Source organism: Rickettsia tamurae, from assembly GCF_000751075.1.
In the GTDB taxonomy this organism is placed as follows: Bacteria; Pseudomonadota; Alphaproteobacteria; order Rickettsiales; family Rickettsiaceae; genus Rickettsia; species Rickettsia tamurae.
In genome coordinates this window covers 46,658-73,503 of sequence record NZ_CCMG01000011.1, presented here as the reverse complement: position 1 = coordinate 73,503, position 26,846 = coordinate 46,658, and the positions used below count along the sequence as shown (strand labels likewise).

Genomic DNA, 26,846 nt, shown 5'->3' with positions numbered 1-26,846 from the left:
ATAAAAAGTTGTTTTTTGTACTTTTATAAGCTTGTATAATAAGTGTAAGAAGATATAATTATTAATTACAAAATAAAAATATCTAAGCAATTCTTATGTTAGCAGAACAGCAAACCGAATGGATTATCAGCAATAACCTTGTAAATAAGGGATGGCATATAGATAATGATACTAAAAAGAATGTTTATTTCCAAAAACCAAAATCAAAAATAGAACAGACAAGATTAAACGGAAAAAGACTGGATTATATCTTATATGAAAGTAATACTGATAAACCTATTGCAATAATAGAAGCAAAAAAAACAGGAGTGGATTTAAGGCAAGCTTTGGATCAAGCTGCGGAGTATGCAAAATTGCTTGATGTACCTATAGTGTTCGCAATGAACGGAGCTTGTTGCGAAGCTCGTTTTGTTTCTAAAGAGCTTATATTAAACGGTGACGAAGTAAGGGAATTACTGCGTGAAAAAGAATTATTAGCTTTTTTAGAAGCAAACAATAATGAAGCTTGGACTATACCGAAAGAAGTTAAAGTATCACGTGAAGAATTAATATCAATATTTAAAAACTTGAATAATCTTTTAAGAAGTGAAGGGCTCCAAGCAGGAATAGAAAGATTTAGTGAGTTTGCAAATATATTATAAAATTATTAAGCGAAAACAACGAAAAATCTTGGTGGAATAATATCAAAGCACAATCAAGCGATGATATTATCGGTTACATTAATAGCTATGTTATAGAACAAATTAAGAATAAATACGGTGGTGATGTTTTTACGCCTATTTCTCTAAGTAATTCCAATACTCTTCGTCATATTATTGATGCAATCGATCCTCTCATTTTATCTACAATCGATACGAATATAAAAGGTGATGCATTTGAGTATTTCCTAGAAAAAACCACATCAACAGAAAATGATTTAGGTGAATATTTTACACCGAGAAATATCGTTAAAACCATTATTAATTTGGTTGATCCTAAATTTAAAGAAACAATTTATGATCCTTTTTGCGGTACCGGTGGGTTCCTAACTGAAGCTTTTAATTATATCAAAGAAAATAATATAATTAATACCGATGAAGATTTAGAAAAATTAAGATTTAATACATATTATAACGGCATTGCAAAAAATAACGGTGATGCTGCTTGTGTTTTGCATTGCCTGCAAAATTTAAAAGAGGGGGGTAGAATGGCATTGGTAGTACCTGAGGGGGTTCTTATTCAGAAAAACCACCGCTGCTGTTCGTCAATTTTTACTATCAAAAGCAAAGTTGCAACTCGTTATCTCTCTACCGCAAGGTACTTTTTTACCTTATACGGGAGTAAAAACGTCAATACTTTATTTTACCGATGCACATAAGCCAAATAATCAAAAAGAATATTGGCGTTACTCTAGACAATAAAAAAAGAAAAATGGTTGGTATAAATGATTTAAATAAAATTGATTCTTCAGACATTAGTAAGGTAGATAAAAATCCTGATTTAAAAACTAATATGTTTGAACTTGGATTTGAAATTATAGATTTAAAGAAAATAAAGAATAATGGGTATAACTTAGTAGGTAATCATTATAGAGAAGCGATAAAAAAGGAAAAGTTTACTTTGGTAAAGTTATCGAAAATATGTCATATATATAATGGTTCAACCCCTTCAAGAAAAGAACAAAAATATTGGTATAACGGTGATATATCTTGGTTTACCTTAGAAGATTTGGAAAATGGGGAAAACGTTAAAACTAAACAATTTAATTACAGAAAAAGCCTTAGAAGAAACTAGTGTAAAATTATTACCTACTAACACTATATTACTATCTTGTACAGTAACAATAGGCAAAGTTGCTTTTTCTAAAATACCGCTTACTACTAATCAACAAATAAATGGGTTAGTTATTAAAGAGGAATATGCAGATCAAATTTTACCAAAATTCTTATTTTACACCTGTAAGTCATTAGAACAAAAGTTATTAGATATTTGTACAACCCAAACAACTAAATATATATCCATTACTAAATTAGACGAAATTGCAATTTTTCTTCCACCTATTGAAGAACAGCAAAAAATTGTTGAGGAGTTGGATAGTTATCAAGAAATAATAGATGGGGCAAAACAGATAATAGATAATTGGAAACCCAGTTTTGAAATAAATAAACAATGGAAAATTGTTAAAATTGGTGACATTTGTAATAACAAAGTGCAGTATGGTCTTTCACAAGATATGAATCAGAGGGTGAAGGGTATAAAATACTTAGAATGGGAAACTTACAAAAGGGATTATTAGAGTTTACAGATATAAAATATGTTAAAATTGATAAAGAAACTTTTAGACAATTTAAACTTAATAAAGGGGATATTTTATTCAACAGAACCAATAGTTTTGAATTGGTAGGTAAAACCTCTATATTTGAAGCAGAGTCAGAATATTGCTTTGCCTCTTATTAATTGTCAACCAAGAAAAAATACTGTCTAAATTTTTAAATTTATATATGAATACTGACTTATTTCAAAAAAATCTTAAAAATTATGCTAAACAATCTAATAATCAAGCAAACATAAATGCTCAGATACTTTTAGCACAAAAAATCCCTCTTCCTTCTCTTTTAATTCAAGAAGAGATTATTGCAGAGTTAGAACATGAAAGAAATATAATTGAAGCAAATAAAGAAACCATAAAGCTTTTTGAAAACAAACTAAAAACCAAATTAAATTCTCTTTGGCAATAATTGATGTACATTAACTACTTAAAAGATTTGATTGGTTTTAAGTCTGTAACTCCTGAGAGCGATGGGGCTATTGAGTATATTGATGATTTGCTTAAAAAACACGGCTTTAAGACCGAAATAAAAATATTCGGCGATTCTAAAAGCGAGCAAGTCACTAACCTTTATGCTGTTTTCGGTAGCAATGAGCCTAATATTTGCTTTGTTGGGCATGTAGATGTAGTGTCGGCAGGCAATCATAAGCTTTGGAATAATGCGAGTCCATTTAAGTCTCATGAGCAAGATGGAAAGATATACGGCAGAGGTGCGGTGGATATGAAAGGGGCTATAGCGTGCTTTCTAGCTGCCGGTTTAGATTTTATAAAAAATAATACCGATTTTAAAGGTTCCGTTAGTTTCTTACTTACTAGTGATGAAGAGGGAAAAGCAAAGCATGGTACTAAAGAAATGCTGCAATATATTCGTAATCAAGGGTATAAAATTGATTTTGCCGTTGTCGGTGAACCTACTTGTGAAAAAGAAATAGGCGATACAATTAAGATCGGCAGAAGAGGAAGTGTTAACTTTAAATTAAATATAGAAGGTTTAGCAGGGCATGTAGCTTATCCTCATAAAGCAAATAATCCGTTGCCTTGCTTAATAAGAATATTGAACGAGTTAACAAATGTAAAACTTGATGAAGGGACTAGACCTCTTCGGAAACTCGCTTATAGGGAGGAATTTGAAGGAGACACGGAACGCAGAACCGCAGTGTACACAAGCGTACGTGAGGATTCGAGTACCGGATCGACGTACAAATTACCCCTAGAAGTAGAGTTTCCGAAGAGGTCTAATGAATTTTTTCAAAGCTCTAACCTTGAAGTAACGAATATCGATGTCGGTAATAATACTTTAAATGTAATTCCGGCAAGTACAGAAGCATTTTTCAATATACGTTTTAATAATTTACATAGTGCAGAAACTTTAGCAAAACAGGTAGAAGAAATTATTAAACAGAATTGTAAAGAATATAAAGTAGATTATAAGTTAGAATATAGTAGTTCTGCTGAAAGTTTTATTCAGAATCCTAGCGATAAAATAAAAGAATTTGCTAAAGTAGTAGAGCATACGCTTAAAATAAAGCCTGAATTCTCTACAAGTGGCGGTACGTCGGATGCAAGATTCGTCAAAAATTATTGTCCGTTAGTAGAGTTCGGTTTATTATCCGAAACGGCACATAAAATAAACGAATACACAAAAATTAGCGATTTACAAAAATTATATGATGTGTATTATAATTTTCTGATGGAAATACTTTGATGTCATTCCCGCAGAGGCAGGAATGACATCGAATCCATGCAACAATGCCTTACGGTAACGACATTACTATATGCGGATGTGATGAAACTGGTAGACATGCAAGATTTAGGTTCTTGTGCCGCGAGGCGTGGGGGTTCAAGTCCCTTCATCCGTACCACTTAAATTTTCTCATAAAAAATAACATAAAATTTTTATGCAGCAATTTAGTATTTATCAAACAAGCGATGAATTACTTCTAAAATCGATATTGCTTCTGATAGAAAAATGCTATCACTCTGATCTTAAAAGCGTGATATTAACTGTAGATGCAGATCACCAAGAAATGCTCAATAAAAATCTTTGGATTTATTCACGTAAGCAATTTATACCTCACGGTAGTAAGCTTGATCCACAGCCTGAAAAACAGCCGATTTATATTACCGATGAGTTACAAAATCCTAATAATGCTAGTGTGCTTGTTATTATTTCGCCTACGGATGTAGGAAAAATTTTACAAGCAAAAGAGTATATAAGAGTTTTCAAAAGGATAATTATAATAACCGATTTACCGGAAGATTTAAAAGAATTAACAGTTAAAATAAATAAATTTACCGGACAGGAAAACAAAATTGATTGTTTCACTCAAAATCCTCGTGGAACTTGGAATAAAGTAGCCTAATAAATTTATATTCTTTTACGTACAAATAAATATAATCCGATCGTTAAGGCAATAACCAAATTGGAATAACAAGCAAAAATAAAATCTAGATTTTTTGAGGCAAAATTTTGCAATATAAAATGAATTGAAGTAACTAGCAATATTGTTAAGGCAGAAAATAATACCGGCATAAAAGTTGTCTTTTTGCTATAAGGATATCTCAAAAAAACTGCAAGAGCTAAAAAAGGTAATACAAAATTATATAAAGGCCAAATTATTCTTTGATGTGCTTCAGCAATTAATTTAATTTTTTTAGTAATAGCTAAATCATGAGGAGGGGCAAGTAATTCGCTTATATAATATTCGTTTGCTTCTTTATTATGTTTAGTTCTTTGCGATACTAAAGGATTATCATTTTGCAGTTTTATCATTAAAGAATCGAAAGTTAACTGAGTTAAATTACCGTTTACGTCATATTCTTGTCTTATGCCTTTATTAAGTTCAAAAATCGGGCTATTATCATATATATTAAGATTACCTGAACCCGCAAATACTACTGATGGGTTATCAGCGTTGCGATTATCAAATATTATTACGCCGTTCATAATATTCCCTGCTGATTTTTTATCTATAAAAACAGTGATATCTTTCGTTACTTTATTAAAAGTTTTCTCTTCAATCATACTTGATATATAATTATTCTTTATAAAGCTTAAACGTGATTTTAAGTTTATATGAGATAACGGCAGGATGGTAGAAGATATATAATAAGCAAGTAGCATAACTATTAATGCGACATATAAAGCAGGCAATGCTAGTTGTACATTATTAACTCCTGAAGCTTGTAATATAATTAATTGTCGCTCGACTTTTAAATTATTATAGATATAGATCACGGCAATAACCGTTATTACCGGTAACAGAATAAATAATAAAGTAGGAAGTACTAAAACTATTAAACTGAAGAAGTCCATAACTTTTATACCCTTATCAAATAAATATAAAAGTTTTAATATTTGCGTTATCCATACTATACTAGTCACTGAAAAAGTAACGACTATAAGCAGCGGTAAGATATTTTTTATAAAGTATTTTCGGTATAGTAGCATAATGTTTATTTGATTTTTTGATGTCATTCCCGTTTGGCATTGTTGCGTAGACCAAAATCCACTGTGTCACCTAGTTCGCTTGACCACGGGGTCCAAAAAATAATTTTATTTTAACTGGATCCCGTGGTCAAGCCACGGGATGACAGAGGTGAAATTGATCTACGCAACAATGCCTTCTCGTTTTTAGCTAGGAGCGACATCAAACGCTTTTCAAAAATTGTTCAGTTATGGATGGTTAGATGGGTTTTGTGGGAACTCGTTCCCGGTTCATTTCAAAATAATTAAAAACCAAGTTCACTGTGTGAACCTAATCGTATTAACTCCAATGTGTCAGCATTGGGTTTTCTATAAATTAATACTAAATCCGGTTTAATATGACAATCTCTACAATCTTTTCAATTACCTATAAGGGCATGATCTCTCATAATGTATAGGTATGTTACATCAGCAACCAAGTACCTAACTGCTTTCAGTAAAAATATCATCCAAATTTATTCCATGTTTTCTACGTTTTTCACGTTTATAGTCACGTTTAAACTGTGCAGTACGTTTAATCGTTCTCATTTAAATCAGATAACAAATTATTGATATTACCAACATGAACTAATTTGCCGCTTCTTGCAGCTTTCATAGCTTTAATTGTTTCATCATTTGGGATAAGCGGCTCAAACGGCAATGCTTTTTCACGAGCAACACGAAATAACAGCATCAGATAAAGTAAGTCCCATAGCAGCAAGCACTAAAGCTGCTTCTTCTTTCACGTCTTCATTAATACGGGCTCGCACAATAGAATCAGCAGACATAAAAATCTTCTTCCAATAATGTAGCTACATTGTAGCACGCATATTAAAAACTTTCAAGATTAAAAACCAAGTTTTTTATATATATTTTTTCTTAATTACTGCCTCATTAATAGAAAATCCCCGATCTTTCTTATTATATTATTTTTATTTGCAAAGACTCGATAAATTAATTTACCTATCAGTATTGTTATAAATGCAATAATAATGCCGTAGATTATATCACTTGGGTAATGCATGGCAAGGCTTATGCGAGATAATGACACGAGTATAATAGCACAAATCATTAAGATTTTTAATGGTAATTTAATATAATCCCAAATAAAATACGTTACTAAAACGCTAAGAGCTACGTGGCTGCTTGGAAAGCTTGAAAAGCATCTTTCGTTTGCAGTAGTTATTACGGTCATGAAACTATCCACAGGAAGATTGCAATAAGGGCGAGGGAAATTAACTGAAAATTTAAGAGCGGTAAAAATTAAACCAAATACCCCGTATATTATACCGATTTCAACTAATTTATTATAACCGTGCCAAAATTTATTTTGCCGTTCATTATCATTTTTAATTTTCTTTAATTGAATATAAAAATATATACAGTATAAAATATATATTAAGGCGAAATTAGCAATATTAAAACAAAACGAAATTATTTTTAAAAAATAAGGTATTAGACCAATGTTAGTAATGTTATTCAAAAATAAGAATATTTCTTGATTTAAGCCGCAAAAATTATAAAAAACTTCAAACATCATTTTAAATATTTATGTTACAAGTAACAATACTTGGGTGTGGAGCATCTATAGGCGTACCGGTGATCGGGTGCGATTGCAGTATATGCACATCTCCTTCAAAGTACAATAAAAGGACTAGATCAGCAATATATATTAAAGATGAAAATAGTCAAATGTTAGTTGATTTCGGTTTTGATATTAGAAATCAACTATTACGAGAAAAGATAAATAAGCTCGATTGTGCTATATTAACACATTATCATTCCGATCACGTTAACGGCATCGATGATTTACGGGTATTTACTTTTATGCAAGATAAGCCATTCGAAATCTATACAGATCACGATAGTGCGGCAAAGCTCCATACAAAATTTGATTATCTATTTAATAATAAATTATTTAAGCTTGGGCGACTATTCACAACTCAATCTGTTAGTTTTTTTAATAAAATTAAGATTAATACTATCGAAATACAATTTTTTAGACAGCATCACGGCCCTATAGATAGCTTGGGCTTACGTATAGGTGATTTTGTTTATTCGTCCGATGTAATCGATTTTCCGCCTGAATCAGAAAAATTTTTAAAAGATATAAAAATATGGATATTAGATTGTATGGATTATAAATCAAATCCGAATCATGCAGGGCTTGATAAAGTTCTAGAATGGCGTGAAGAATATAAACCTGAGCAGATATTATTAACCAATATGAGACACACGATAGATTATCATGAGATTACGAAAATGCTTCCAAATAACGTTAAGCCGCTTTATGACGGTTATAAATTTACGGTCTAGTTTATGATTATTTTAGAAAAAGTCTGTAAGTGTTACGGCAAGAATTACGCAATTAAGAATATTGATTTAAGTTTTACTACTAATGAGACTACTGTAATAATCGGTCCTTCGGGAAGCGGTAAAACTACTCTGCTTAGAATTTTAAATAATTTAGAAGAACTAAGTAGCGGTACTTTTTTGGTAGACGGGAAGAAGCTATTACCTAAAGATAGGAGAAAGCTTCGCTTAAAAGTCGGTATGATTTTTCAAAATTTTAATCTCTTTCCGCATTTAACGGTAGGAGAAAACCTAATCTATACGCCGGTAAATGTTTTAAATTTGCCAAAAGAACAAGCAATTTCTATGGCAAAGGAATTACTTGCAAAATTTAAGCTAACGCAAAAATTTGACTCATATCCGGCAAGCCTATCAGGAGGGCAAAAGCAACGTATAGCAATAGCAAGGGCTTTAATGATGAAGCCGGAAATTTTGTTATTCGACGAACCGACTTCGGCACTCGATCCTGAAAATATTAAAGATGTTATAGAGAATATAAATTTATTAAAAGATCAAATGAGTATGGTAGTAGTCACGCACCATTTGAAGTTTGCAAAATTAATAGCGGATCGTGTTATTTTTATGGATCAAGGGCAGATTTTAGCAAACCAGCCTGCCGAGGATTTTTTTAGTAAACCAGCATCGAATCGAGCTAGGTTGTTTTTAGAGAATATCGGCGATTTAATGTGATTTTCTTGATAAAGATAAAATTATAGCCTATAATTAGTATTTAATTTAGTATTAATTATAGGTATACTCGATGAACTTGAAAAATTGGCTATGTCGTCTAATAAGTTCTGCGGTGCTTACGTATTAAGTATACGCTCCGCTCCTCGTCTTACAGACCGATTACTCTTTTCCAAGTTGATCTTTCGTATAACTTTCTTCGTTTACTTGGAGTCTAATAATGGAACATATTTATGCAAATCTAACAGTTAGTATATCAGAATTTAAAAAAAGCCCTACTGCATTATTGGATAAGGCAAGCGGTGAGCCTGTTGCCTTATTAAATCATAATAAACCGATTGCTTATCTAATTCCAGCTGAATTATATGAGCAAATTATTGAAGCTTTAGATGACAAATATTTATTAGAGCTTGCTACTATTAGATTAAAAGATAAAGAAAAAGCAATAGCGGTTAATTTAAATGATTTATAAGTTAGAATTTATTCCGGTTGCTAAAAAAGAATGGGATAAATTAGGCTCTACAATAAAAGAACAGTTTAAAAAAAAGTTATTAGAGAGACTTAAAACACCTCATGTATCCAAAGATGCAATAAACGGTGGAAATAACTTATATAAAATAAAGTTAAGATCAGTCGGTTATCGACTAGTATATGAAGTAGATGATAAGCGTATAATAGTACTTGTACTTGCTATTGGAAAAAGAAATCGGAATGAAGTATATAGCAAATTATTCTCTCGTATTTAACTTCTTAGTATCATACTTGTAAATGAAAATAATATCACCATATGAATAAAAAACTTATAAAACTTATTTTTATAATTTGCAGCACCGTAATTGTAAGCGGTTTATTATACAAATATATCAATCAACATTACCCAAAATTTTTTAAAGAACCGCAAAATATAGGGAGTTTTTGTGTGTCGTTATTAATATTATTTAGTATAATTTACAGTACTATTAGCCAAAATGAAATACGCAGATTTTGTTTGCAATTAGCAATGTGGGCAGCAATTTTCTTGGTTATAATAACCGGTTATGCTTTTAGGTTTGAGCTGAGCTACGCTTATCATAGAGTAATGTCTGCTTTAATTCCATCATATAAATGGTCTACTGAAGTCGGAGAAATTATTATAGCCCGTAGCGGAGACGGACATTTTTATATCAATGCTTTTGTAAATAACGTTAAAATAAAATTTATGGTAGATACCGGTGCAAGTGATATAGCTTTGACTAAAAAAGATGCCCAAAAATTAGGCTTTGACTTAACTAAATTAAAATATACTAGAACTTATCTAACAGCTAACGGCGAAAATAAAGCTGCCCCTATAACCTTAAATAGTGTAGTAATCGGTACGGAATTTAAGAACATCAAAGGACATGTAGGTCTTGGTGACCTTGATATTTCACTGCTTGGTATGTCGTTACTTGAGCGTTTCAAAGGTTTCAGGATTGATAAGGATTTATTGATCTTGAATTATTAGACTTCCTGCATAACTTGCTTCTAAGGGCAATTTGTACGTCGATCCTAATCCCTCATCCTCACGTATGTCTATGGCGGCAAGTGCTTCCGTGTATCCTTTAAATTCCTCTCTATAAACTGCTTTGGGAAGATGTCTATTTTTTACAAATTTCTCTTTATTAAGAGGTAGTTAAATTATTAACTACCTCTTGACCTTTGTATCAAAAAGTGCTAACATACTTTTTTAAATAAAGGGGGTTTTATGTATAAATCTAAATATGACGAAAACGATTTCAAAATCAATTTGTTTAATGCTATTTACAATGAAGACATTAAGAAAGTCAAAGAACTTGTCAATAATAAGATGGCTGTTTCTAATGAGTTTGCAGCAATACCACTAAATGAACACGATGATACACCTCTGCATATAGCTTCTATTCTAGGTAAGGAAAATATAGTTAACATACTTCTTAAGGCAGGGGCTAATCCTGATGACGTAAATTGTGAAGATGATTTTTATAAATTAGCAAAAGAATGTAGAAACGGAAAGTTTAGTAGTATTGATAAATTTTCATTTGAAAAATTAATAGAATTTATAGATTGGAAAGCATCAATAAAACTTTCGGATACTAATTATAATATTGATGTTGTTAAACTTCATCTACAAGATGCCCGTAATTTGAAAAGTTTTTTAGAAACCGGTAAAAAAGAGCTAACAGAAGAGCAAAAAGAAAAATTAGAGCAAAAGTTAGATAAACTAAACGATATGATTCCCTTCTTTTATGGATAAAACGCTATTGAAATATAAAGAAATATACAATGATGATAACAATGAAGAATATCAAATATTAAAAGAGAAACTTAAAGTTTTGTCTGAGATAGTACAAACAGAGCTTAATGAGATGTTGGGGATAGATACATCTTATTGTGATGATATTTTGTGAATAAATATGGATACCAAATCGTCATGAGCTAAGCAACTAAAGACGTTGTTGCGTGGAGCAGTTTCACCTGTGTCACCCCGTGGTTAAGCCACGGGGTGACACAGTGGATTTTCCCGATCCATGCAACAATGCCATGCGGGAATGACATAAGAGCCGTGTTAAAACGGCATTTTAAAGCCTGGTGGTAAGCTCATACCGTTTAAAGCTCCTGATAAAGAATTTTGAGAATCTTCATCACATTTTTGTTTAGCATCGTTAAAGGCAACTTTAATTAAGTCCTCAAGCATTTCTTTTTCTTCTGCTTTTAATAAAGATTCATCAATTGAAATCTTTTCAACTTCGCCTTTACCGGTTGCAATAACCTCAACAAGTCCACCGCCGGCTTTACCGGTATATCTTGCATTTGCCATTTGCTCTTGAGCTTCTTGCATTTTCTTTTGCATTGATTGGGCTTGCTTTAAAAACTGATTAAAATTTACCATAATTCTATCCTATATATTTTTTAGCTTTTAAGTAAAATATCCGAAATTGTTATATTTGGGAAATGTTTTTTAATTAAACCAAAATCGTTACTTTCTTCAATCTTACCGATTAACTGATTCTTTAAGGTTTGCTTGTTCTGCTCTTTTATTATTACTATCTCAAACTTTTCACTAGTAAAAGCAGCTAACAAATCTTCTATTTGTTTTTTTATTTTGCTTGTAACTTCAAGACTTACGAACTCTAATCTATTATTACTGAGATTTTTAAGTTCCGTATGATTGAGCAGGAAATAATATATATCTATCTCATTATTTTTATATAGATATTCAAGAAAATCTACAATTTCAAATTTTTTTTTTATTTCCGGATTAATTGATTGATTTAAATTTTGATTATTACCGTCGAAATCTGCAAGTAAGGGTAGCGACGTCGAATATATAGATTTTATAACTAACATTTCCGTTTCTGTTAGTTGGTTATAGGAAATTTTTATTTCCCCTACTCCCTTATTATATATTTGCCATAAGATTGATAAGTGCGGCAAGCTGGTTTTATCTAATATGCTTTTAGTTTTATCATTAAATGATTCATATATAGGCAAACTATAATTAGGTAACATTTTTACTTTATTAAGATAAGCAATAAAATCTGCTACCGATTCTATAAAAATCTCAAGATTAACCGAGGAACCGTAAAGTTTATTTATTAAATTTATAGCTTTTTCTGTCTCTCTGTGGATAATACATTCGACAAATTCTATTATAACCGAACTATCGACAAGCCCAAGCATTTGATTAATTACTTGAGGACTAATTATATTGTCAGATTTCGCCGACATACTAGCTGCTTGATCTAAAATAGATACTGCATCACGTGCTGACCCTTCCGATTTGTAAGCTATAATTCTTAGTGCTTCTATATCGGTTTTTAAATTTTCTTGCTTAGTTATATATTCAAGTAGCTTAAAAATCTCTTCAAAACTCAACCGCCTTAAATCATAACGTTGACATCTTGAGATAATAGTTGCAGGTATCTTTTGTACTTCCGTCGTTGCAAAAATAAATATTATATGAGGCGGCGGTTCTTCCAAAGTCTTAAGAAGTGCATTAAATGCCCCTTTAGAGAGCATATGCACCTCATCAATGATGAAGATTTTATGTTTACCTTGTAGAGGTTTATACTCGGCGGATTCTATAATTCTACGTATGTCATCTACGCTAGTTTTACTTGCCGCATCAATTTCGATTATATCAGGGTGATTATGATTATTAAAGCTGATACAATTTGTACATTCTTCACATGTTTTAATAGCCGTATTTTCAGTAATTAAAGCAGAACAATTTACGGCTTTGGCAATAATTCGGGCGGAGGTAGTTTTACCGACTCCTCTAATACCTGTTAAAAGATAGCCTCTGGCGAGCCTATCGTTTAAAATAGTATAGCTTAAAACTTTGACTAATACCTCTTGGCCCTGAAGCTCGGCAAAGTTACTAGGACGATATTTCCTTGCAAAAGGAATATACTGATTAGATGAAATTATATCGGTCACGATTGTTATAAGACTTTTTATGTCATACCTCGTCAGGCATCGTTGCGTGGATCAATTTCACCGTTGTCATCCCGCGACTTGATCGCGGGATCCAAAAAAATAACTTATAACAGTAGTAATTTTAGTATTTTTACTGGATACCGTGGTCAAGCCACGGTACGACAGTGAATCGAAGTAAATGCTAGTAATGACCCACCGAATCCCACTCCGGCTGCTTCCTTTCAGACCTGACCGACTAAACAGGTACAATGCCCACTACTAGCGTAATTAACATAACCTGTTTATTTTCAAGAAACAATATATTTTTTTTCTATTTCCGATTTTGTTAATCTTTCAGGCGGACCGAATATTTCAGGGTTTTTTAATTTAAACAAATCATCGGAAAATTTTTGTACTTTAGCTATTTTATCAAAAGTAATAGTGACTATATTATTATCTTCAAATATTTTTAATGCTTCAATTTGTTTAGTAGCTTTATTAAAAGTAATTTCACTACGTTTTTCTGTTAGAGTATGATAGATAGTAATTTTAGAAATATTCCCTTCATTAACTACCGATTCAAAAACAAAATCCTTGTCAAAATGCTCATTACCTTCTAATAAAAAATTAAATGTATTTTCGCTTCTATTAATACGGCTTACTTGTTCCATATCATAATCATACATCGATACGAAATTTTTAGTACCTATTATGACTAAAGGGAAAGGTGGATAATAATTACATCTAAAATTATAAGGTTTGTGGATTAGTAATTTTCCTTTAACTATTTTGCCGTACGAATCTTCTTGAGTAAAATCTATCGCAACCGACTTTATAGTACGTAGATAGGTTTTTAGCTCCGAAATAGCTGTTTTATCACCTGCCCCAAATGCTAAGCTTGAATTCACAAAAAGATAAATAATGATTAGAAAAAATATTTTTTTCATTTTCGTTGTTTTATATTTTAAATTATGTTTAAAATACCTTATGTATTCAGTTAATGCAAAATATAATTAGTATTTATGAAAATCGTTGCTTTAAAAGAAAAAGCCAAGCATGAGACACGAGCCGCTATAACGCCTGAAGTAGCAGGATTGCTAGTCAAAAAAGGCTATGCGGTTACGGTAGAAAAAGATATAGGGCTTCATGCCGGTTTTCTTGATGAAGAATATATCGCTCTAGGTGCTAAAATATCTTCGGTACCACTCGAAATTATTTCTGATGCAGATATTATATTAAAGGTGCAACCTTCATCCGTTACGGATAAATATAGCGAGCTTGAATTTGCAAAAAAAGGAGCAATTATTTTAGGATTATTGTCGCCTTATTTAAATCATGAATATATAAAAGCGGCAGCTAAAAAAAAACTTACGACTTTTGCTATGGAGTTTGTGCCGAGAATTACTAAAGCTCAAAATATGGACGCTTTATCTTCTCAAGGTAATTTAGTTGGTTATAGAGCGGTAATTGAAGCAAGCTATCATTACACAAGGGCTTTTCCTATGATGATGACGGCAGCAGGGACGATTTCACCATGTAAAACTTTGGTACTTGGTATCGGTGTTGCCGGTCTTCAAGCTATTGCAACGGCAAAAAGGCTTGGTAGCATTGTTGCAGGATATGATGTAAGAGCTGCTACCAAAGAGCAGGTGGAAAGCTTAGGAGCTAAATTTGTATCACCGGAACTACAGGAAGATTTACAAGATAAATCAGGCTATGCTCAAGAGAGTTCAGAAGATTACAAAGCTAAACAAGAAGAGTTTTTAGCAAGAATTATTAAAGGATATGATATAGTTATTACTACTGCACAAATTCCCAGAAAAAAAGCACCTCTGCTTGTTACGGAAAAAATGCTAGAATTTATGAAGCATGGTTCAGTGATTGTTGATATAGCAACCTCTACAGGAGGAAATGTGGAAGGGTCAGAACCGGATAAGATCGTTACTAAGCATGGAGTTACAATAATAGGCTTCTCAAATCTTGCTACTAAAATTGCTACCGACAGCTCAAAATTATATGCTAAGAATTTGTATAATTTTCTAACCTATGCATTGCAAGACGGTAAGTTTAATATGGATGATGAGTTAGTACGTGATATGTTGATTACTAAAGACGGAAAAATTGTGAGTGAGAAAATTAATTTCATTCCCGCATAGGCATTGTTGCGTGGATATTGAAGGTCGTCATTGCTATGCAATTTCCTCGCAACAATGCCTATGCGGGAATGACATCGATCCTTAAGTTGACACCCATGTGCGAAAGCAGGAATGACATAATAAGAGAGAAATATGAACCAATTACCAATAATGGCTAAACAGGCAGCTGAAATTGCCCATAATACCCAAGAATTATCAGACAAATTAAAAGATTTGGTAATAGATACTAGTTGGCAAACAAACACAAGTACTATAGACCCGCTAGTATTTGCTATAACTATTTTTGTATTAGCTTCTTTTGTAGGCTATTATGTTGTGTGGAAAGTAACGCCTGCACTCCATACTCCGCTTATGTCTATTACTAACGCTATTTCAGGTATTATAGTTCTTAGTTCTATGATTGCCGCAAGTAGTTCTGCTTTTGGGTTTCCCGGTCTACTGGGGTATTTTGCAACGCTGCTGGCTTCTATAAATATCTTTGGCGGATTTATAGTAACAAAAAGAATGCTCGAGATGTTTAAAAAGAAATAACTATTGTTATACTCACGTCGTCATTGCAAGTGGGAGTTGTTGCGTGGACCGGTAAAACCCACAGGGTGACAGAGGTGAAATTGATCCACGCAACAATGCTTTGCGAGGAGCGAAGCGACGTGTCAACCTTGTCAAGCCTCCCGAGATTGCTTCGTCAAAATTTTCAATTTTTCCTCGCAATGACGAAATCTATAGTTATTAGGCAAAAAAATCAAATTAAAGTTCTAGTTCTTTATATTCAACTGTAACTACTTCGTATGATTTCAACCCTTTTGGTGTTGTAACTTCTACAAAATCACCTACCGATTTTCCAATCAAAGCTTTTGCTATAGGAGAAGCGATTGAAACTCTTTTTCTGGTTATATCGGCTTCATATTCTCCTACAATAATATATGTTACTTCTTCTTTAGTATCGTCGTCGATCAAAGTAACCGTAGCCCCAAATTTTATGTTATCTCCCGATAATTTACCAATATCAATAATTTCCGCTCTTGCCGTCATATCTTCAAGCTCTTTAATACGCCCTTCTATAAATGCTTGTTTATCACGTGCCGCTTCATATTCCGCATTCTCGGATAAATCGCCGTGTTCTCGTGCTTCGGCTATATCTTCACTAATTTTTTTACGCTCTACATGTTTTAAATGTTTAAGCTCGTGTTCTAATTTTTCAAAACCTTTAGCAGTGATAGGAAATTTTGTATTCATAATTATATTGTATAGATTTAGTAATTTTAGTATACTATTTTCAATAATATAGATTTCAGCAAGTATATTTGTAATAGTTAAATTTGTCAAATAAGCCTTTTTAATTATTTGGCATTGCCTAAATATCGTCATTGCGAGTGGGCATTGTTGTATGGATCGGTGAAACCCACTGTGTCACCCCGTGGCTTGACCACGGGGTCCAGAAATATAATTTAAAACTAAATAATTTTAGTATTTTTTACTGGATCCCGCGATCAAGTCGCGGGATGACAGCGAGAACTAGGTCCACGCAACAGTACTTTCTCGCAATGACGGAAGCATTGTTTTTCACATATCTAAAAACATATTAATGATTCTATGGAAATTAAAGATTTTGACTTTGAGAAAAAGCGTAAAATTTTCCACCTATCGGCTATAATATTTCCGCTGCTTTATTTATTTATTCCAAGAACCGCTATTACGTTATTATTATTTATAATAACGGCTATTACATTATATTTAGATGTATCACGTCATAATAATGCAAAAATTAGCGAATTTGTAACTAGATTTTTTTCAAAAGTTACAAGGCTCGAAGAAAATAACGGTTCTTTTGCTTTAAGTGGCATTAGCTTTATGATGCTCGGTTTTTTCTTAACTACTCTTCTTTTCCCTAAAAATTTAGTGATTTGTTCATGGTTGATTTTAATTATTTCAGATTGTTTAGCGGCTCTTGTCGGCGTTAAAATAGGAAATAGCTTAAGTAACGGTAAATCGGTAGCAGGTTCTGTTACTTTCTTAGCTTCTGCAATTTTTATAAGTATATTAGTGTATTTCTATTTAGGGTACAATACGAGTTTTATTATTATCATTATAAGTTGTATAGGGGCTACAGCAGCTGAATTTTATTCAAAAGATTTAAGAATTAACGATAATTTATCTATACCGCTTTCTTATTGTCTTTCTACAGCTATTCTTTCTTATATACTATAAAATATGAGAGTTACACCGGAATTTTATGAGTTCTTAAGAAACCGTATTAACATATCTGATGTAGTGCGGCAAAAAGTAGCTTTAACTAGAAAATCCGGTAACTATGTAGGTTTATGTCCTTTCCATCAAGAAAAGACCCCATCTTTTACAGTTAGTGATAGTAAGAGATTTTTCTATTGTTTTGGTTGTAAAGCAGCCGGTGACGTTATAAAATTTACTTCTAATATTAGCGGTTTATCTTATAATGAGTCTGCTATAAAGCTTGCAACCGATTACGGTATAGAGATACCGAAATTAACTGCGAAACAGAAAGAATTTTATGAAGAATCCGATGAAATTCTAAATATTTTAGAACTCGCCAATAAATTTTTTAGAACGCAGTTAACGCCTGAAATATTAAATTATCTACACCGAAGAAATATTACCGAGACAACAATAAAAGAATTTTCCATAGGCTTTGCACCGAAGAATAATAAATTTGAAAAGTTTTTTCACGATAAAAATATAGATATTATAAAGCTTGGTAAAGCAGGGCTAATCGGCAAGCGAGAAAACGGTGAAATATATAATTTATTTTCTAACCGTATTACCATTCCAATTAGAAATATTTACAATAAAATCGTAGGCTTTGGCGGTAGAGTGCTAGGGGAGGGGTTGCCTAAATACTTAAATTCACCTGAAACTACAGTATTTCAAAAAAGTGAAACTCTATACGGTGAGCATAAAGCGATAAGCAGTAGCTATAAAAAAAATCACTCGATTTTAGTAGAAGGTTATTTTGATGTTATAGCACTACATCAAGCAGGTTTTAGCGAAGCAGTTGCGAGTCTCGGTACTAGCGTTACCGAGAATCACTTACATAAATTATGGCGTGCCGGCGATGAAATTATATTATGTCTTGACGGAGATAATGCAGGCATAAAAGCTAGCATAAGAACTATTAACCTAGCATTATCGCTTATTAATAGTGAAAAGAAAATTTCTTTCATTAGGTTACCAAGCGGGTTTGATCCCGACGATGCAGTAAATAAAAATGGTGCTGATTTTTTTGCAAAGCTTATAGATAAAAGAATAAGTCTATCAGAAATGATTTGGCATATTGAGTATAGCGGTAAGAGTTTTAAAACTGCGGAAGAAAAAGCTAATTTAGAGAAAAATTTAAAAGATTACTGCAATAAAATATCGGATAGTAATTTAAGAGCGAGCTATTACAGGTTTTTTAAAGATCAAATATGGCAAAATTTAGTCACAAAACAGAAGAAGGTTATAACTAAAAGCTCAAATTTGGCTCCTATAGTTTCAAGTCACAGCTATCCAGAGCTTGAGATGTTAGAACATGCTTTTTGTGCTTTGTTGGTTAAATTTCCTAAAATACTTGAAGAAAAAGATATTAAAGATTTCATCTTAAATTTAAATTTTAATAATAAATCGCTTGAAGAATTCCGTAATTGGTATTTAAACGAGATTATAGATAATAACGTAGAAGCAAGTGAAATTACTGCAATTGTGGAAAAAACTAGCTTTTTTGATATTTTTTTATTATTATCAAAAACGGATAATTTGTTTTTAGATATCTCATTTAATAAAAATAATATCAGACTGGATTTATTATGGCAGTGGCTACATAAGAAATATTATCTAATAAATTTACAACAAGAATACGCTATTACCATAAACAGTACAGACAATCACGACTTTGAAAAAGTTTTATTATATAAAAAAGAAATTCTGAAGATTGCAAATGAACTTCAAGTTTTAAACGAATCTTTTATTAATCACACGATAACTTAATTATTTCAAACTTCTTTTGAAAGAAAAAAGCATATAGGTATTTAATGAGCAATAGCAATATAGACAATGATCTAGATAAAATAGATAGTTTACTTAAAAAAGCTAAATCTAAAAAGATACCGGTCACTTATGATGATATAAACAAAGCTCTTCCTCTTAATAAAAATCCTTCAATAAGACAATTAGAGGAAGCTATATTAAAATTTTCCGATGCGGGAGTAGATATTTTAGAATCTAACGAAGATGATGAAATTAAGCTTGATATCGGAATGGATGAAGAATTTAAGCTATCTACCAATGTTGATAATGAACCTGAGGATGAGGTAGAAGAAGAAAATATAGGTACTACCGATGATCCTGTAAGATTATATCTTAAGGATATGGGGGGAGTCGATCTTTTAACTCGTGAAAACGAAGTAGAAATAGCAAAAAGGATTGAGGAAGGACGTAAAACAATGACTGCTTCCTTATGTAGAAGCCCTATTGCTATGCGTTGTTTTATAGTATGGTATGAAGATTTAGTTAATGAAAAAATGTTACTACGTGATCTGATAGATTTAGAAGCTAACATGTTACATGACGAAACACCCGAAAATGATGAAGAACATAGTAGTGATACCGAAGGAGAAGAGCATGAGGATAATCACTTATCTATGTCTAGAGTAGAAACGCAGATATTACCTAATATCATAGAGCGTATGAAGAAGATTTCTTTTATCTGCGAAGAACTACTCATTGAAGCTAAAAAATGTTATGAGAAATCTTTTGAGCCGAAAGTTTTACAAAATAGCAAAAAATATAATAATAATTTGGAATTATTAATAAATGAAGTTTCGGAAATACATTTTAATTCTAAAAGAACAGAAGAAATTTTAGGTAAGATGTATGGAATAAATCGTGATTTAATTAATAAAGAAACAGCCTTTTTAAAACTTGCTGAAAAATACGGAGTAATTCGCCAAAATTTCCTCGATGAATATATAGGATCGGTTATCAATGCAGCATGGAAAGAAAAAATGCTGAAAAATAAAAAAGTCGCTTGGAAAGAGTTAATTACTAAAGAATCAGATTATATAGATCAAATGATTGCCGAATTATCGGTTATAGAATCTAATACCGGTCTTTTAGTTAATGATTTTAAAAAACTAGTGAATACTATACAAAAAAGTGAGAGACAAACGCTACAAGCAAAAAAAGATATGATAGAGGCGAATTTACGTTTAGTTATATCTATCGCTAAAAAATACGCTAATAGGGGATTGCAGTTTTTAGATTTAATTCAAGAAGGTAATATAGGACTTATGAAAGCGGTGGATAAATTTGAATATCGCCGTGGTTATAAATTCTCTACCTATGCTACTTGGTGGATTAGACAAGCTATAACAAGAGCTATTGCAGATCAAGCAAGGACTATACGTATTCCTGTGCATATGATTGAAACAATTAATAAGATACTGCGTACTTCAAGACAAATGCTTAATGAACTCGGATATGAACCAACGGCAACGGAAATCGCTAACCGTCTTTCAATGCCGCTTGATAAAGTGCGTAAAGTCATGAAAATAGCTAAAGAACCTATAAGTCTTGAGAATCCCGTAGGTGATGATAGTGATGGAGGTCAATTAGGCGATTTTATCGAAGATAAGAATGCAGTAGCACCGATTGATGCGGCAATTCAGTCAAATTTACGAGAAGTTACCACTAGAGTACTTGCAACCCTTACGCCTCGTGAAGAAAGAGTGCTTAGAATGCGTTTCGGTATAGGTATGAATACTGACCATACATTAGAAGAAGTAGGGCAGCAATTTAAAGTAACTAGAGAACGTATAAGACAAATCGAGTCAAAAGCTTTAAGAAAGTTACAACATCCTATTAGATCCAAAAAGCTTAATAGCTTTAGAAGTGGAGGAAAGCGTGGTGACGGTAATCCATCGGATTTACTAGAAGCGTGATAACACTTATATGTCATACCGCGGCTTGATCGCGGTATCTCAGGATACGGTCTGTTATACAAGATCCTGTGGTCAAGCCACGGGATGACAATTGTAAAATCCAATCCCCTTATGTATCGATATAAGATCACCATTGAATATTTAGGCACGAATCTTGCAGGTTGGCAAAGGCAAGCAGGAGTAATGTCGGTACAGCAGATATTAGAAGAAGCGATTTATAAATTTTCCGGTGAACAGGTAATATTGTTTGGGTCAGGAAGAACGGATGCCGGTGTTCATGCTATAGGTCAAGTAGCACATTTTGATCTTTCAAAATATTTAGAATCTCACAAAATTATTACGGCTATCAACTATTTTGCAAGACCGTATGCCGTAGGAGTATGGAATTGTGAATTAGCCCCCAATAATTTTCATGCTAGGTTTTCAGCTACCTCTCGTCATTATATATATAGAATTATTAATAGACCTTATCCATCCGTAATTGATTTAAATAGAGCATGGTGGATTAGTTCACCTTTAGATATTCTAGCTATGCAAAAAGCTGCCGCTTATCTATTAGGCAGGCATGATTTTACTTCATTTAGAGCTAGCTCATGTCAATCAAAATCACCGATTAAAACTTTAACTGAACTTAATATTATTAAAGAAGACGAAGAAATAAAATTATATCTTTCAGCCCCGTCATTTTTGCATCATATGGTACGTAATGTTGTCGGTAGTTTAGTGCTTGTCGGTAAGAATGTTTGGCAGGCAGAGCAAATTAAAGATGTTCTAGAAGCCAAAGACAGAAAAGCCGCCGGTCCTACTGCTCCCGCCTCCGGTCTTTATTTTGTGAAAGCAGAGTATTAACAATCATAAATTTCGTCATTACAATGCTTCCCTGCATAGGCATTATTACGTGTGGACACCACCTCGTCATTGCGAGGAAATTACGAAGTAATTGACGAAACAATCTCAGGATACTTGACGAGATTGCCACGCAGTCTACGACTGCTCGCAATGACGATCAGGTATCCACGTATAAAGTCCGCTCGTAATGACGTCCTAAATTAGTACACTACGACACTGTTAATAAACTATATAATTTTTCATGGATGTTAGTTAGCTTACCTATATCATTTCCACCGGCTTGAGCAAGGCTTGCTTGTCCACCTCCGCCGCTGCCGCCTAAGAATAAAGAAAGTTCTTTTGCAATTATACTTGCGTTGTATTTGTCTGTTATAGCTTTACTCACCGCAACCGTAATAGATAATTTACCAATCCCCTCAGCAATATATACCACTATTAAATCTTCTAATTTTTTTGTTAAATTTTCGGCAGCCTGGCGTAATATTTTATTGTCTATATTTCCTACTTTTTTGTGTAATAGTTTTATTCCTGTTATTTGTTCAACTTGTTTTTCAATTTGTTCTATACTTAAATCTAAACTAGCTAAATGAGTTTTTTCTAACTCTTTCTCAAGTTCTCTGTTACGCTCTAAAATATTATTAACTTTGGTAATAAGCTCATTTTTATTAGTCTTTAAACTGCTTTCTACCGATTTAAGTAAATTATCTTTTTCTCTCATTAATTTAATTACGAATTCACCGCAAACTGCTTCAATTCTGCGAACCCCTGCCGCTATAGCACTTTCGCTTGTGATTTTAAAGCAACCGATGTCACCGGTACGTCTGACATGCGTACCGCCGCATAATTCTAAAGAAGTCTCGCCCATCTTAACTACTCTTACTTCAGAGTCGTATTTCTCGCCAAACAGTGCCATAGCTCCTTGTTTGACTGCATCTTCAGTTGCCATTAATGTAGTATTTACTTCATGATTATCTCTAATAATCTCATTTACTTTATCTTCGATTAAAGTGATTTCTTCATTAGTCACAGCTTTAGAATGGCTAATATCAAAGCGTAAATAAGTCGGAGCGACTAACGAACCTTTTTGTGTAACATGTTTATCAAGTACCTCGTGCAGTACTGCATGTAATATATGCGTTGCTGAGTGATGAATTCTTAAATTCTGCCTATATCTTATGTCTATACTAAAATTAGCATTCTCGCCTACGTTAATCTGCCCCTTTTTCAAAATACATTTGTGGACTATAATAGAGCCTAAATATTTTAAAGTATCTATTACTTCTACTTCAGAATCTTTTGCAAATATTGTCCCAATGTCACCCATCTGACCGCCGGACTCACCGTAAAAAGGTGTTTGGTTGCTGATTAGCAGAAATTGCGTATCTATCTCTTTTATATCATCAACTAAATTATCATCTTTAATTAATGCAATTATTTTACATTCTGCTTCATTAAGCGTATATCCTAAAAACTCCGTACTACCATGCTGCTCTTTGATATCAAACCATAGTTGATCGGTTTTGGACTCACCGGAGCCAAGCCAAGATTTTCTAGCACGTTCTTTTTGCATAAGCATTTGCTCTTCAAACCCTTTGTGATCAACGGAAATATCACGGTTTTTTAGAATATCTTCGGTTAAATCAAGCGGAAATCCGTAAGTATCGTATAGTTTAAACGCTACTTCTCCTGATAATTCATTACCTTTTGTTAGCGTTTCTGTTTCTTCGGTAAGAAGCTTTAGACCACGTTCTAATGTGGCTTTAAATCTAATTTCTTCTTGTTCTAAGATACTGCTTATAAAACTTTCTGCTCTTTTAAGTTCAGGATAAACATTCCCCATTAAATCAACAAGTTTTGGTAGTAATTTATACATTAACGGCTCTTTGCTACCTAGCATATGAGCATGCCTCATGGATCTTCGCATAATGCGGCGAAGTACGTAACCACGCCCCTCATTTGAAGGGATAACGCCGTCAGCTATTAAAAAGCTACTTGCTCGTAAGTGGTCGGCAATAACTCGGTAAGAAAATTTAGCTTCTCCCTCTACTTTCACTTTTACTATATTTTCGGTAAAATTAATTATTTCCTGAAATAAATCTATGTCATAATTATTGTTAACATGCTGTAATGCTGCCGTCATACGCTCAAGACCCATACCGGTATCGATAGATTTTTGCGGTAACTCTATTCTAGTATTTTTATCGATTTGTTCATATTGCATAAATACCATATTCCAAATCTCGATAAATCTGTCACCGTCTTCGTCCTTAGTGCCAGGTAGCCCGCCGTATATTTGTTCTCCGTGGTCATAAAAAATTTCAGAGCAAGGACCGCAAGGACCAGTATCGCCCATAGACCAAAAATTATCGTTTGTTTTAATCCTTATTATGCGATCATCCCCAAATCCTGCTATTTTTTTCCAGTAAGAAGCTGCTTCGTCATCGGTATGATAAATTGTTGCATAAAGCTTGTCCTTTGGGAGTTCAAATTCTTTAGTCAATAAATTCCAAGCGTAATATATGGCTTGTTCTTTAAAATAGTCACCGAATGAAAAATTACCTAGCATTTCAAAAAATGTGTGATGTCTTGCAGTATAACCGACATTCTCAAGGTCGTTATGTTTACCGCCGGCTCTAAGAGATTTCTGACTAGTTACCGCTTTGTTATAAGGTCTTTTTTCTTGTCCGGTAAAAACATTTTTAAATTGTAGCATTCCGGAATTAACAAACATTAAGCTCGGGTCATTGTATGGAATTAACGAGCTAGTCGGTACATGTGTATGATTATTTGCTTTAAAGTAAGTTATAAATTTACTTCTAACTTCTTCGGTGGTAAATTTAGTCATGGTAAAATATATTATTTAATGTTATGTCATTCCGGGGTGGATCATTTTTCGTCATTGCGAGGAAAATTACGCAGTAATTAACGAAGTAATCTCGTGCCAAAGTCCTGAGATTGCCACGCTCCTTATCAGTCGCTCGCAATGACGGTTCGGTATCCATGCAGAAATGACGTCCAGTATAGATAGTAAAATACACTGAATTATGATTAAAATAAATTTATTTATGAAAAATATTTTTGATTCGATCAAATTACATTTTGTTCAATTTGCTACAAAATTAAAAATATTTTCTTTCAAAAGAAAAAAGATTGTGGTGTTACTAGGTAATAAAGGTGTATTTCTTAGTACTTTTCTCGATAATAAATTATTAGATAAATTATTTATCCCTACTCAGGAACAGATAGACTTAAATCCTTATAAAAACTTTTTTAGTAAATTTCCAAAAAGCGATATTTATTTTTTACTTGACGGCAGCGAATGTAAAACACGGCACGATCAAATACCTATATTACAGTCAATAGTTAAACTTGATCCTATTGAACAATTTATTGAAGGTTATTTTAATAAAGAAGACATTATAGCACATTGTGTTTACGAAATTACTACTACCCCAAGTGAAATTTGGTCGACTTTAATTATGTCGTGTCCATTTGAAACACCTTTAAGTGATATAATTTCATGCATTATAGATAAAAGATCGCTTGATTTAAAAGGAATTTACTTTTTAACGTTAGAGCTAAAAGTTATTATAAATAAAATAGTGCAGAATATAGAAAATGATAAATATAACGATTATTTTCAAATTTGTGTATATGCATCACAAGTTAGCGGTATAAAATTTATTATCAAACATAAAAATGATATAATAACAATTAGAAATCTTGAGTATCCATTTGATAAAACAACCGGTTATGTTCAAGGTATTATAGAACAAGAAATTAATGATTGTTTGATATTATTTAAAAACTATATAAGTAATCTTGACCAAAGAGCCTGTATAATTCTTATAGTAGATGAAGAGTTAAAATCTTTATTAGAATCAACAAATTTTGAAGATCGCCCTGTAATCTTTATACCGGTTGATAATATACTAAATAAGCAAACTCTAGAAAAAGAAAGATTTATAGATACGAATATTAGTAGGCTGTTTCTAGAATATAAGAGTTTTCCCGCTTATAATAATAATTTAAAATCAATAAAAAAACTAGTTACTATAAAGGATCTGACATTTAAATTATATAGTGCAGTACTTATAATATTAATATTAGTGGTCGGTATTATCAAATATAATACAAAACAGAATTACAAAGACATAAACTCTATTAATGAAAAATATTATGCAACAAATCAAGAATATGATAGTATAAAATATAAATATCCTTATATTAAAAATACTGCTAGCCTAGCTGATTTATATGTAATAGAAAAATTACTAGAAGCACCGGTGCCACTGCCGTTTGATTTACTTAAAAGGCTAATAATTACTTTAAATCCGGCTTTTAAATTAGAAGAAATTAAATGGGAATTAACAAATATAGATAATATTTTGTTAGTTTCTAAGAGGCAATTAATAATCAAATTAATACTTAAATATCATAATAATAATCTATCGGTAGATGAATCTCTAAAGATGCTAGATGATCATATGCAAAACGTAAAAAATAAATTATCTAATTTGCAGATAGATTATGTTATATATAAGGATAAAATACTTGATATATTCGGTAAGGTAGTAATTCCTTTATCGGTTAATATAGTTGATGATAAGACATAACAACTGTGTCATTACTGCAAGGATACCAAGTCGTCATTGCGAGGA

General features: G+C 32.3%; 31 protein-coding genes, 1 tRNA gene, 1 other RNA gene and 1 pseudogene. 24 read left to right on the top strand and 10 right to left on the bottom strand.

Annotation, left to right across the window (positions count from 1 at the left end; all coding sequences use genetic code 11):
- Window positions 1–95 precede the first annotated feature (95 nt).
- The 9 genes from MB29_RS12775 (at window position 96) to MB29_RS04125 (ending at window position 4,671) form a co-directional block, all read left to right on the top strand.
- Window positions 96–641: a type I restriction endonuclease gene (locus MB29_RS12775; RefSeq protein WP_233418929.1), complete on the top strand. Its 546-nt coding sequence runs from the start codon at window positions 96–98 to the stop codon at window positions 639–641.
- The gene (locus tag MB29_RS12770) at window positions 635–1,357 is read left to right on the top strand and encodes an HsdM family class I SAM-dependent methyltransferase (RefSeq protein WP_324607277.1); all 723 of its coding nucleotides are present in this window, start codon (window positions 635–637) and stop codon (window positions 1,355–1,357) included. The genes MB29_RS12775 and MB29_RS12770 overlap by 7 nt, the downstream gene beginning before the upstream one ends.
- Window positions 1,348–1,773, top strand: coding sequence for a restriction endonuclease subunit S domain-containing protein (locus tag MB29_RS04160; RefSeq protein ID WP_215426225.1), 426 nt, complete (start codon window positions 1,348–1,350; stop codon window positions 1,771–1,773). The genes MB29_RS12770 and MB29_RS04160 overlap by 10 nt, the downstream gene beginning before the upstream one ends.
- The gene (locus MB29_RS04155; RefSeq protein ID WP_032139180.1) at window positions 1,715–2,275 is read left to right on the top strand and encodes a restriction endonuclease subunit S; all 561 of its coding nucleotides are present in this window, start codon (window positions 1,715–1,717) and stop codon (window positions 2,273–2,275) included. The genes MB29_RS04160 and MB29_RS04155 overlap by 59 nt, the downstream gene beginning before the upstream one ends.
- Window positions 2,248–2,436, top strand: a complete 189-nt coding sequence (locus MB29_RS04150; RefSeq protein ID WP_032139179.1) for a restriction endonuclease subunit S domain-containing protein — start codon at window positions 2,248–2,250, stop codon at window positions 2,434–2,436. Before MB29_RS04155 ends, MB29_RS04150 begins: the two co-directional genes overlap by 28 nt.
- A gap of 44 nt (window positions 2,437–2,480) precedes the next feature.
- Window positions 2,481–2,717, top strand: coding sequence for a restriction endonuclease subunit S domain-containing protein (locus tag MB29_RS04145; RefSeq protein WP_032139178.1), 237 nt, complete (start codon window positions 2,481–2,483; stop codon window positions 2,715–2,717).
- A gap of 3 nt (window positions 2,718–2,720) precedes the next feature.
- Window positions 2,721–4,013, top strand: coding sequence for a succinyl-diaminopimelate desuccinylase (gene dapE / locus MB29_RS08455; protein WP_037203061.1), 1,293 nt, complete (start codon window positions 2,721–2,723; stop codon window positions 4,011–4,013).
- A 72-nt stretch (window positions 4,014–4,085) separates the two neighbouring features.
- Window positions 4,086–4,170 (top strand) — tRNA-Leu (locus tag MB29_RS04130).
- 36 nt (window positions 4,171–4,206) lie between these two features.
- The gene (locus MB29_RS04125; protein ID WP_032139177.1) at window positions 4,207–4,671 is read left to right on the top strand and encodes a DNA polymerase III subunit chi; all 465 of its coding nucleotides are present in this window, start codon (window positions 4,207–4,209) and stop codon (window positions 4,669–4,671) included.
- Between the two features lie 5 nt (window positions 4,672–4,676).
- On the opposite strand, the gene MB29_RS04120 is transcribed toward MB29_RS04125, so the two are convergent.
- The 4 genes and pseudogenes from MB29_RS04120 to MB29_RS04110 all read right to left on the bottom strand — a co-directional run bounded on the left by MB29_RS04120 (window position 4,677) and on the right by MB29_RS04110 (window position 7,311).
- Entirely contained in the window at window positions 4,677–5,759 is a 1,083-nt protein-coding gene (locus MB29_RS04120) for an LptF/LptG family permease (protein ID WP_032139176.1), read from the bottom strand.
- Between the two features lie 281 nt (window positions 5,760–6,040).
- On the bottom strand, window positions 6,041–6,112 hold the full coding sequence (locus MB29_RS14545) for a type II toxin-antitoxin system YafQ family toxin (protein WP_231569320.1): 72 nt from the start codon (window positions 6,110–6,112) through the stop codon (window positions 6,041–6,043).
- Window positions 6,113–6,309: 197 nt separating this feature from the next.
- Window positions 6,310–6,562: pseudogene (locus tag MB29_RS08450) on the bottom strand (type II toxin-antitoxin system RelB/DinJ family antitoxin).
- A 95-nt stretch (window positions 6,563–6,657) separates the two neighbouring features.
- On the bottom strand, window positions 6,658–7,311 hold the full coding sequence (locus MB29_RS04110; protein ID WP_032139175.1) for a phosphatase PAP2 family protein: 654 nt from the start codon (window positions 7,309–7,311) through the stop codon (window positions 6,658–6,660).
- 14 nt (window positions 7,312–7,325) lie between these two features.
- Between MB29_RS04110 and MB29_RS04105 the strand changes: the two genes are divergently transcribed.
- The 7 genes from MB29_RS04105 (at window position 7,326) to MB29_RS11555 (ending at window position 11,218) form a co-directional block, all read left to right on the top strand.
- Complete coding sequence (locus MB29_RS04105) at window positions 7,326–8,090, top strand: MBL fold metallo-hydrolase (RefSeq protein ID WP_032139174.1); 765 nt, start codon at window positions 7,326–7,328, stop codon at window positions 8,088–8,090.
- 3 nt (window positions 8,091–8,093) lie between these two features.
- Window positions 8,094–8,816 (top strand): amino acid ABC transporter ATP-binding protein, encoded by a 723-nt coding sequence (locus tag MB29_RS04100; RefSeq protein ID WP_032139173.1) that lies wholly within the window; start codon window positions 8,094–8,096, stop codon window positions 8,814–8,816.
- Between the two features lie 217 nt (window positions 8,817–9,033).
- Window positions 9,034–9,285, top strand: coding sequence for a type II toxin-antitoxin system Phd/YefM family antitoxin (locus MB29_RS04095; protein WP_032139172.1), 252 nt, complete (start codon window positions 9,034–9,036; stop codon window positions 9,283–9,285).
- Entirely contained in the window at window positions 9,275–9,559 is a 285-nt protein-coding gene (locus MB29_RS04090; protein WP_032139171.1) for a type II toxin-antitoxin system RelE family toxin, read from the top strand. The genes MB29_RS04095 and MB29_RS04090 overlap by 11 nt, the downstream gene beginning before the upstream one ends.
- Before the next feature lie 41 nt (window positions 9,560–9,600).
- Window positions 9,601–10,296: a TIGR02281 family clan AA aspartic protease gene (locus MB29_RS04085; RefSeq protein WP_032139170.1), complete on the top strand. Its 696-nt coding sequence runs from the start codon at window positions 9,601–9,603 to the stop codon at window positions 10,294–10,296.
- 240 nt (window positions 10,297–10,536) lie between these two features.
- Window positions 10,537–11,064, top strand: a complete 528-nt coding sequence (locus MB29_RS12755) for an ankyrin repeat domain-containing protein (protein ID WP_233418928.1) — start codon at window positions 10,537–10,539, stop codon at window positions 11,062–11,064.
- A complete protein-coding gene (locus MB29_RS11555; protein WP_215426224.1) occupies window positions 11,057–11,218 on the top strand; it encodes a hypothetical protein in 162 nt (53 codons plus the stop codon). Before MB29_RS12755 ends, MB29_RS11555 begins: the two co-directional genes overlap by 8 nt.
- A 158-nt stretch (window positions 11,219–11,376) precedes the next feature.
- Here MB29_RS11555 and MB29_RS04075 read toward each other — a convergent pair whose 3' ends face one another.
- The 4 genes from MB29_RS04075 to MB29_RS04065 all read right to left on the bottom strand — a co-directional run bounded on the left by MB29_RS04075 (window position 11,377) and on the right by MB29_RS04065 (window position 14,176).
- Window positions 11,377–11,700, bottom strand: coding sequence for a YbaB/EbfC family nucleoid-associated protein (locus MB29_RS04075; protein WP_014391653.1), 324 nt, complete (start codon window positions 11,698–11,700; stop codon window positions 11,377–11,379).
- A gap of 20 nt (window positions 11,701–11,720) precedes the next feature.
- Entirely contained in the window at window positions 11,721–13,250 is a 1,530-nt protein-coding gene (gene dnaX, locus MB29_RS04070; protein ID WP_032139169.1) for a DNA polymerase III subunit gamma/tau, read from the bottom strand.
- 174 nt (window positions 13,251–13,424) lie between these two features.
- Window positions 13,425–13,516: signal recognition particle sRNA small type (ffs, locus tag MB29_RS10185), an RNA gene on the bottom strand.
- 21 nt (window positions 13,517–13,537) lie between these two features.
- A complete protein-coding gene (locus tag MB29_RS04065) occupies window positions 13,538–14,176 on the bottom strand; it encodes an outer-membrane lipoprotein carrier protein LolA (protein ID WP_032139168.1) in 639 nt (212 codons plus the stop codon).
- Between the two features lie 75 nt (window positions 14,177–14,251).
- Between MB29_RS04065 and MB29_RS04060 the strand changes: the two genes are divergently transcribed.
- On the top strand, window positions 14,252–15,385 hold the full coding sequence (locus MB29_RS04060; RefSeq protein ID WP_032139167.1) for an NAD(P) transhydrogenase subunit alpha: 1,134 nt from the start codon (window positions 14,252–14,254) through the stop codon (window positions 15,383–15,385).
- Between the two features lie 132 nt (window positions 15,386–15,517).
- Window positions 15,518–15,916 (top strand): NAD(P) transhydrogenase subunit alpha part 2, encoded by a 399-nt coding sequence (locus tag MB29_RS04055; RefSeq protein WP_032139166.1) that lies wholly within the window; start codon window positions 15,518–15,520, stop codon window positions 15,914–15,916.
- Window positions 15,917–16,132: 216 nt separating this feature from the next.
- On the opposite strand, the gene greA is transcribed toward MB29_RS04055, so the two are convergent.
- Window positions 16,133–16,621: a transcription elongation factor GreA gene (gene greA, locus MB29_RS04050; RefSeq protein WP_032139194.1), complete on the bottom strand. Its 489-nt coding sequence runs from the start codon at window positions 16,619–16,621 to the stop codon at window positions 16,133–16,135.
- A 131-nt stretch (window positions 16,622–16,752) separates the two neighbouring features.
- Between greA and MB29_RS10180 the strand changes: the two genes are divergently transcribed.
- The 5 genes from MB29_RS10180 (at window position 16,753) to truA (ending at window position 22,185) form a co-directional block, all read left to right on the top strand.
- Window positions 16,753–16,971, top strand: coding sequence for a hypothetical protein (locus MB29_RS10180; protein WP_084686857.1), 219 nt, complete (start codon window positions 16,753–16,755; stop codon window positions 16,969–16,971).
- A gap of 7 nt (window positions 16,972–16,978) precedes the next feature.
- Window positions 16,979–17,593, top strand: a complete 615-nt coding sequence (locus MB29_RS04045) for a diacylglycerol/polyprenol kinase family protein (protein WP_032139165.1) — start codon at window positions 16,979–16,981, stop codon at window positions 17,591–17,593.
- A gap of 3 nt (window positions 17,594–17,596) precedes the next feature.
- A complete protein-coding gene (gene dnaG / locus MB29_RS04040) occupies window positions 17,597–19,384 on the top strand; it encodes a DNA primase (protein WP_032139164.1) in 1,788 nt (595 codons plus the stop codon).
- A gap of 44 nt (window positions 19,385–19,428) precedes the next feature.
- On the top strand, window positions 19,429–21,336 hold the full coding sequence (gene rpoD, locus MB29_RS04035) for an RNA polymerase sigma factor RpoD (protein ID WP_032139163.1): 1,908 nt from the start codon (window positions 19,429–19,431) through the stop codon (window positions 21,334–21,336).
- Between the two features lie 111 nt (window positions 21,337–21,447).
- Window positions 21,448–22,185, top strand: coding sequence for a tRNA pseudouridine(38-40) synthase TruA (truA, locus tag MB29_RS04030; protein WP_032139162.1), 738 nt, complete (start codon window positions 21,448–21,450; stop codon window positions 22,183–22,185).
- A gap of 208 nt (window positions 22,186–22,393) precedes the next feature.
- Here truA and alaS read toward each other — a convergent pair whose 3' ends face one another.
- The gene (gene alaS / locus MB29_RS04025; protein ID WP_032139161.1) at window positions 22,394–25,030 is read right to left on the bottom strand and encodes an alanine--tRNA ligase; all 2,637 of its coding nucleotides are present in this window, start codon (window positions 25,028–25,030) and stop codon (window positions 22,394–22,396) included.
- 199 nt (window positions 25,031–25,229) lie between these two features.
- Between alaS and MB29_RS04020 the strand changes: the two genes are divergently transcribed.
- Complete coding sequence (locus MB29_RS04020) at window positions 25,230–26,801, top strand: hypothetical protein (protein ID WP_032139160.1); 1,572 nt, start codon at window positions 25,230–25,232, stop codon at window positions 26,799–26,801.
- The last annotated feature ends 45 nt before the right edge of the window (window positions 26,802–26,846 follow it).

Coding starts and splice junctions, on each gene's coding strand:
- MB29_RS04155 (WP_032139180.1), top strand. CDS start 1,715: ATGGGGAAAACGTTAAAACTAAACAATTTAATTACAGAAAAAGCCTTA.
- MB29_RS04085 (WP_032139170.1), top strand. CDS start 9,601: ATGAATAAAAAACTTATAAAACTTATTTTTATAATTTGCAGCACCGTA.
- MB29_RS04045 (WP_032139165.1), top strand. CDS start 16,979: ATGGAAATTAAAGATTTTGACTTTGAGAAAAAGCGTAAAATTTTCCAC.
- MB29_RS04090 (WP_032139171.1), top strand. CDS start 9,275: ATGATTTATAAGTTAGAATTTATTCCGGTTGCTAAAAAAGAATGGGAT.
- MB29_RS04120 (WP_032139176.1), bottom strand. CDS start 5,759: ATGCTACTATACCGAAAATACTTTATAAAAAATATCTTACCGCTGCTT.
- MB29_RS04160 (WP_215426225.1), top strand. CDS start 1,348: ATGCACATAAGCCAAATAATCAAAAAGAATATTGGCGTTACTCTAGAC.
- alaS (WP_032139161.1), bottom strand. CDS start 25,030: ATGACTAAATTTACCACCGAAGAAGTTAGAAGTAAATTTATAACTTAC.
- MB29_RS04145 (WP_032139178.1), top strand. CDS start 2,481: ATGAATACTGACTTATTTCAAAAAAATCTTAAAAATTATGCTAAACAA.
- MB29_RS04060 (WP_032139167.1), top strand. CDS start 14,252: ATGAAAATCGTTGCTTTAAAAGAAAAAGCCAAGCATGAGACACGAGCC.
- MB29_RS12755 (WP_233418928.1), top strand. CDS start 10,537: ATGTATAAATCTAAATATGACGAAAACGATTTCAAAATCAATTTGTTT.
- MB29_RS04110 (WP_032139175.1), bottom strand. CDS start 7,311: ATGTTTGAAGTTTTTTATAATTTTTGCGGCTTAAATCAAGAAATATTC.
- MB29_RS11555 (WP_215426224.1), top strand. CDS start 11,057: ATGGATAAAACGCTATTGAAATATAAAGAAATATACAATGATGATAAC.
- MB29_RS12775 (WP_233418929.1), top strand. CDS start 96: ATGTTAGCAGAACAGCAAACCGAATGGATTATCAGCAATAACCTTGTA.
- MB29_RS04125 (WP_032139177.1), top strand. CDS start 4,207: ATGCAGCAATTTAGTATTTATCAAACAAGCGATGAATTACTTCTAAAA.
- truA (WP_032139162.1), top strand. CDS start 21,448: ATGTATCGATATAAGATCACCATTGAATATTTAGGCACGAATCTTGCA.
- dapE (WP_037203061.1), top strand. CDS start 2,721: ATGTACATTAACTACTTAAAAGATTTGATTGGTTTTAAGTCTGTAACT.
- MB29_RS04105 (WP_032139174.1), top strand. CDS start 7,326: ATGTTACAAGTAACAATACTTGGGTGTGGAGCATCTATAGGCGTACCG.
- MB29_RS04055 (WP_032139166.1), top strand. CDS start 15,518: ATGAACCAATTACCAATAATGGCTAAACAGGCAGCTGAAATTGCCCAT.
- MB29_RS04020 (WP_032139160.1), top strand. CDS start 25,230: ATGATTAAAATAAATTTATTTATGAAAAATATTTTTGATTCGATCAAA.
- MB29_RS04100 (WP_032139173.1), top strand. CDS start 8,094: ATGATTATTTTAGAAAAAGTCTGTAAGTGTTACGGCAAGAATTACGCA.
- dnaG (WP_032139164.1), top strand. CDS start 17,597: ATGAGAGTTACACCGGAATTTTATGAGTTCTTAAGAAACCGTATTAAC.
- MB29_RS04065 (WP_032139168.1), bottom strand. CDS start 14,176: ATGAAAAAAATATTTTTTCTAATCATTATTTATCTTTTTGTGAATTCA.
- MB29_RS04095 (WP_032139172.1), top strand. CDS start 9,034: ATGGAACATATTTATGCAAATCTAACAGTTAGTATATCAGAATTTAAA.
- greA (WP_032139194.1), bottom strand. CDS start 16,621: ATGAATACAAAATTTCCTATCACTGCTAAAGGTTTTGAAAAATTAGAA.
- MB29_RS04150 (WP_032139179.1), top strand. CDS start 2,248: ATGGGAAACTTACAAAAGGGATTATTAGAGTTTACAGATATAAAATAT.
- rpoD (WP_032139163.1), top strand. CDS start 19,429: ATGAGCAATAGCAATATAGACAATGATCTAGATAAAATAGATAGTTTA.
- MB29_RS04075 (WP_014391653.1), bottom strand. CDS start 11,700: ATGGTAAATTTTAATCAGTTTTTAAAGCAAGCCCAATCAATGCAAAAG.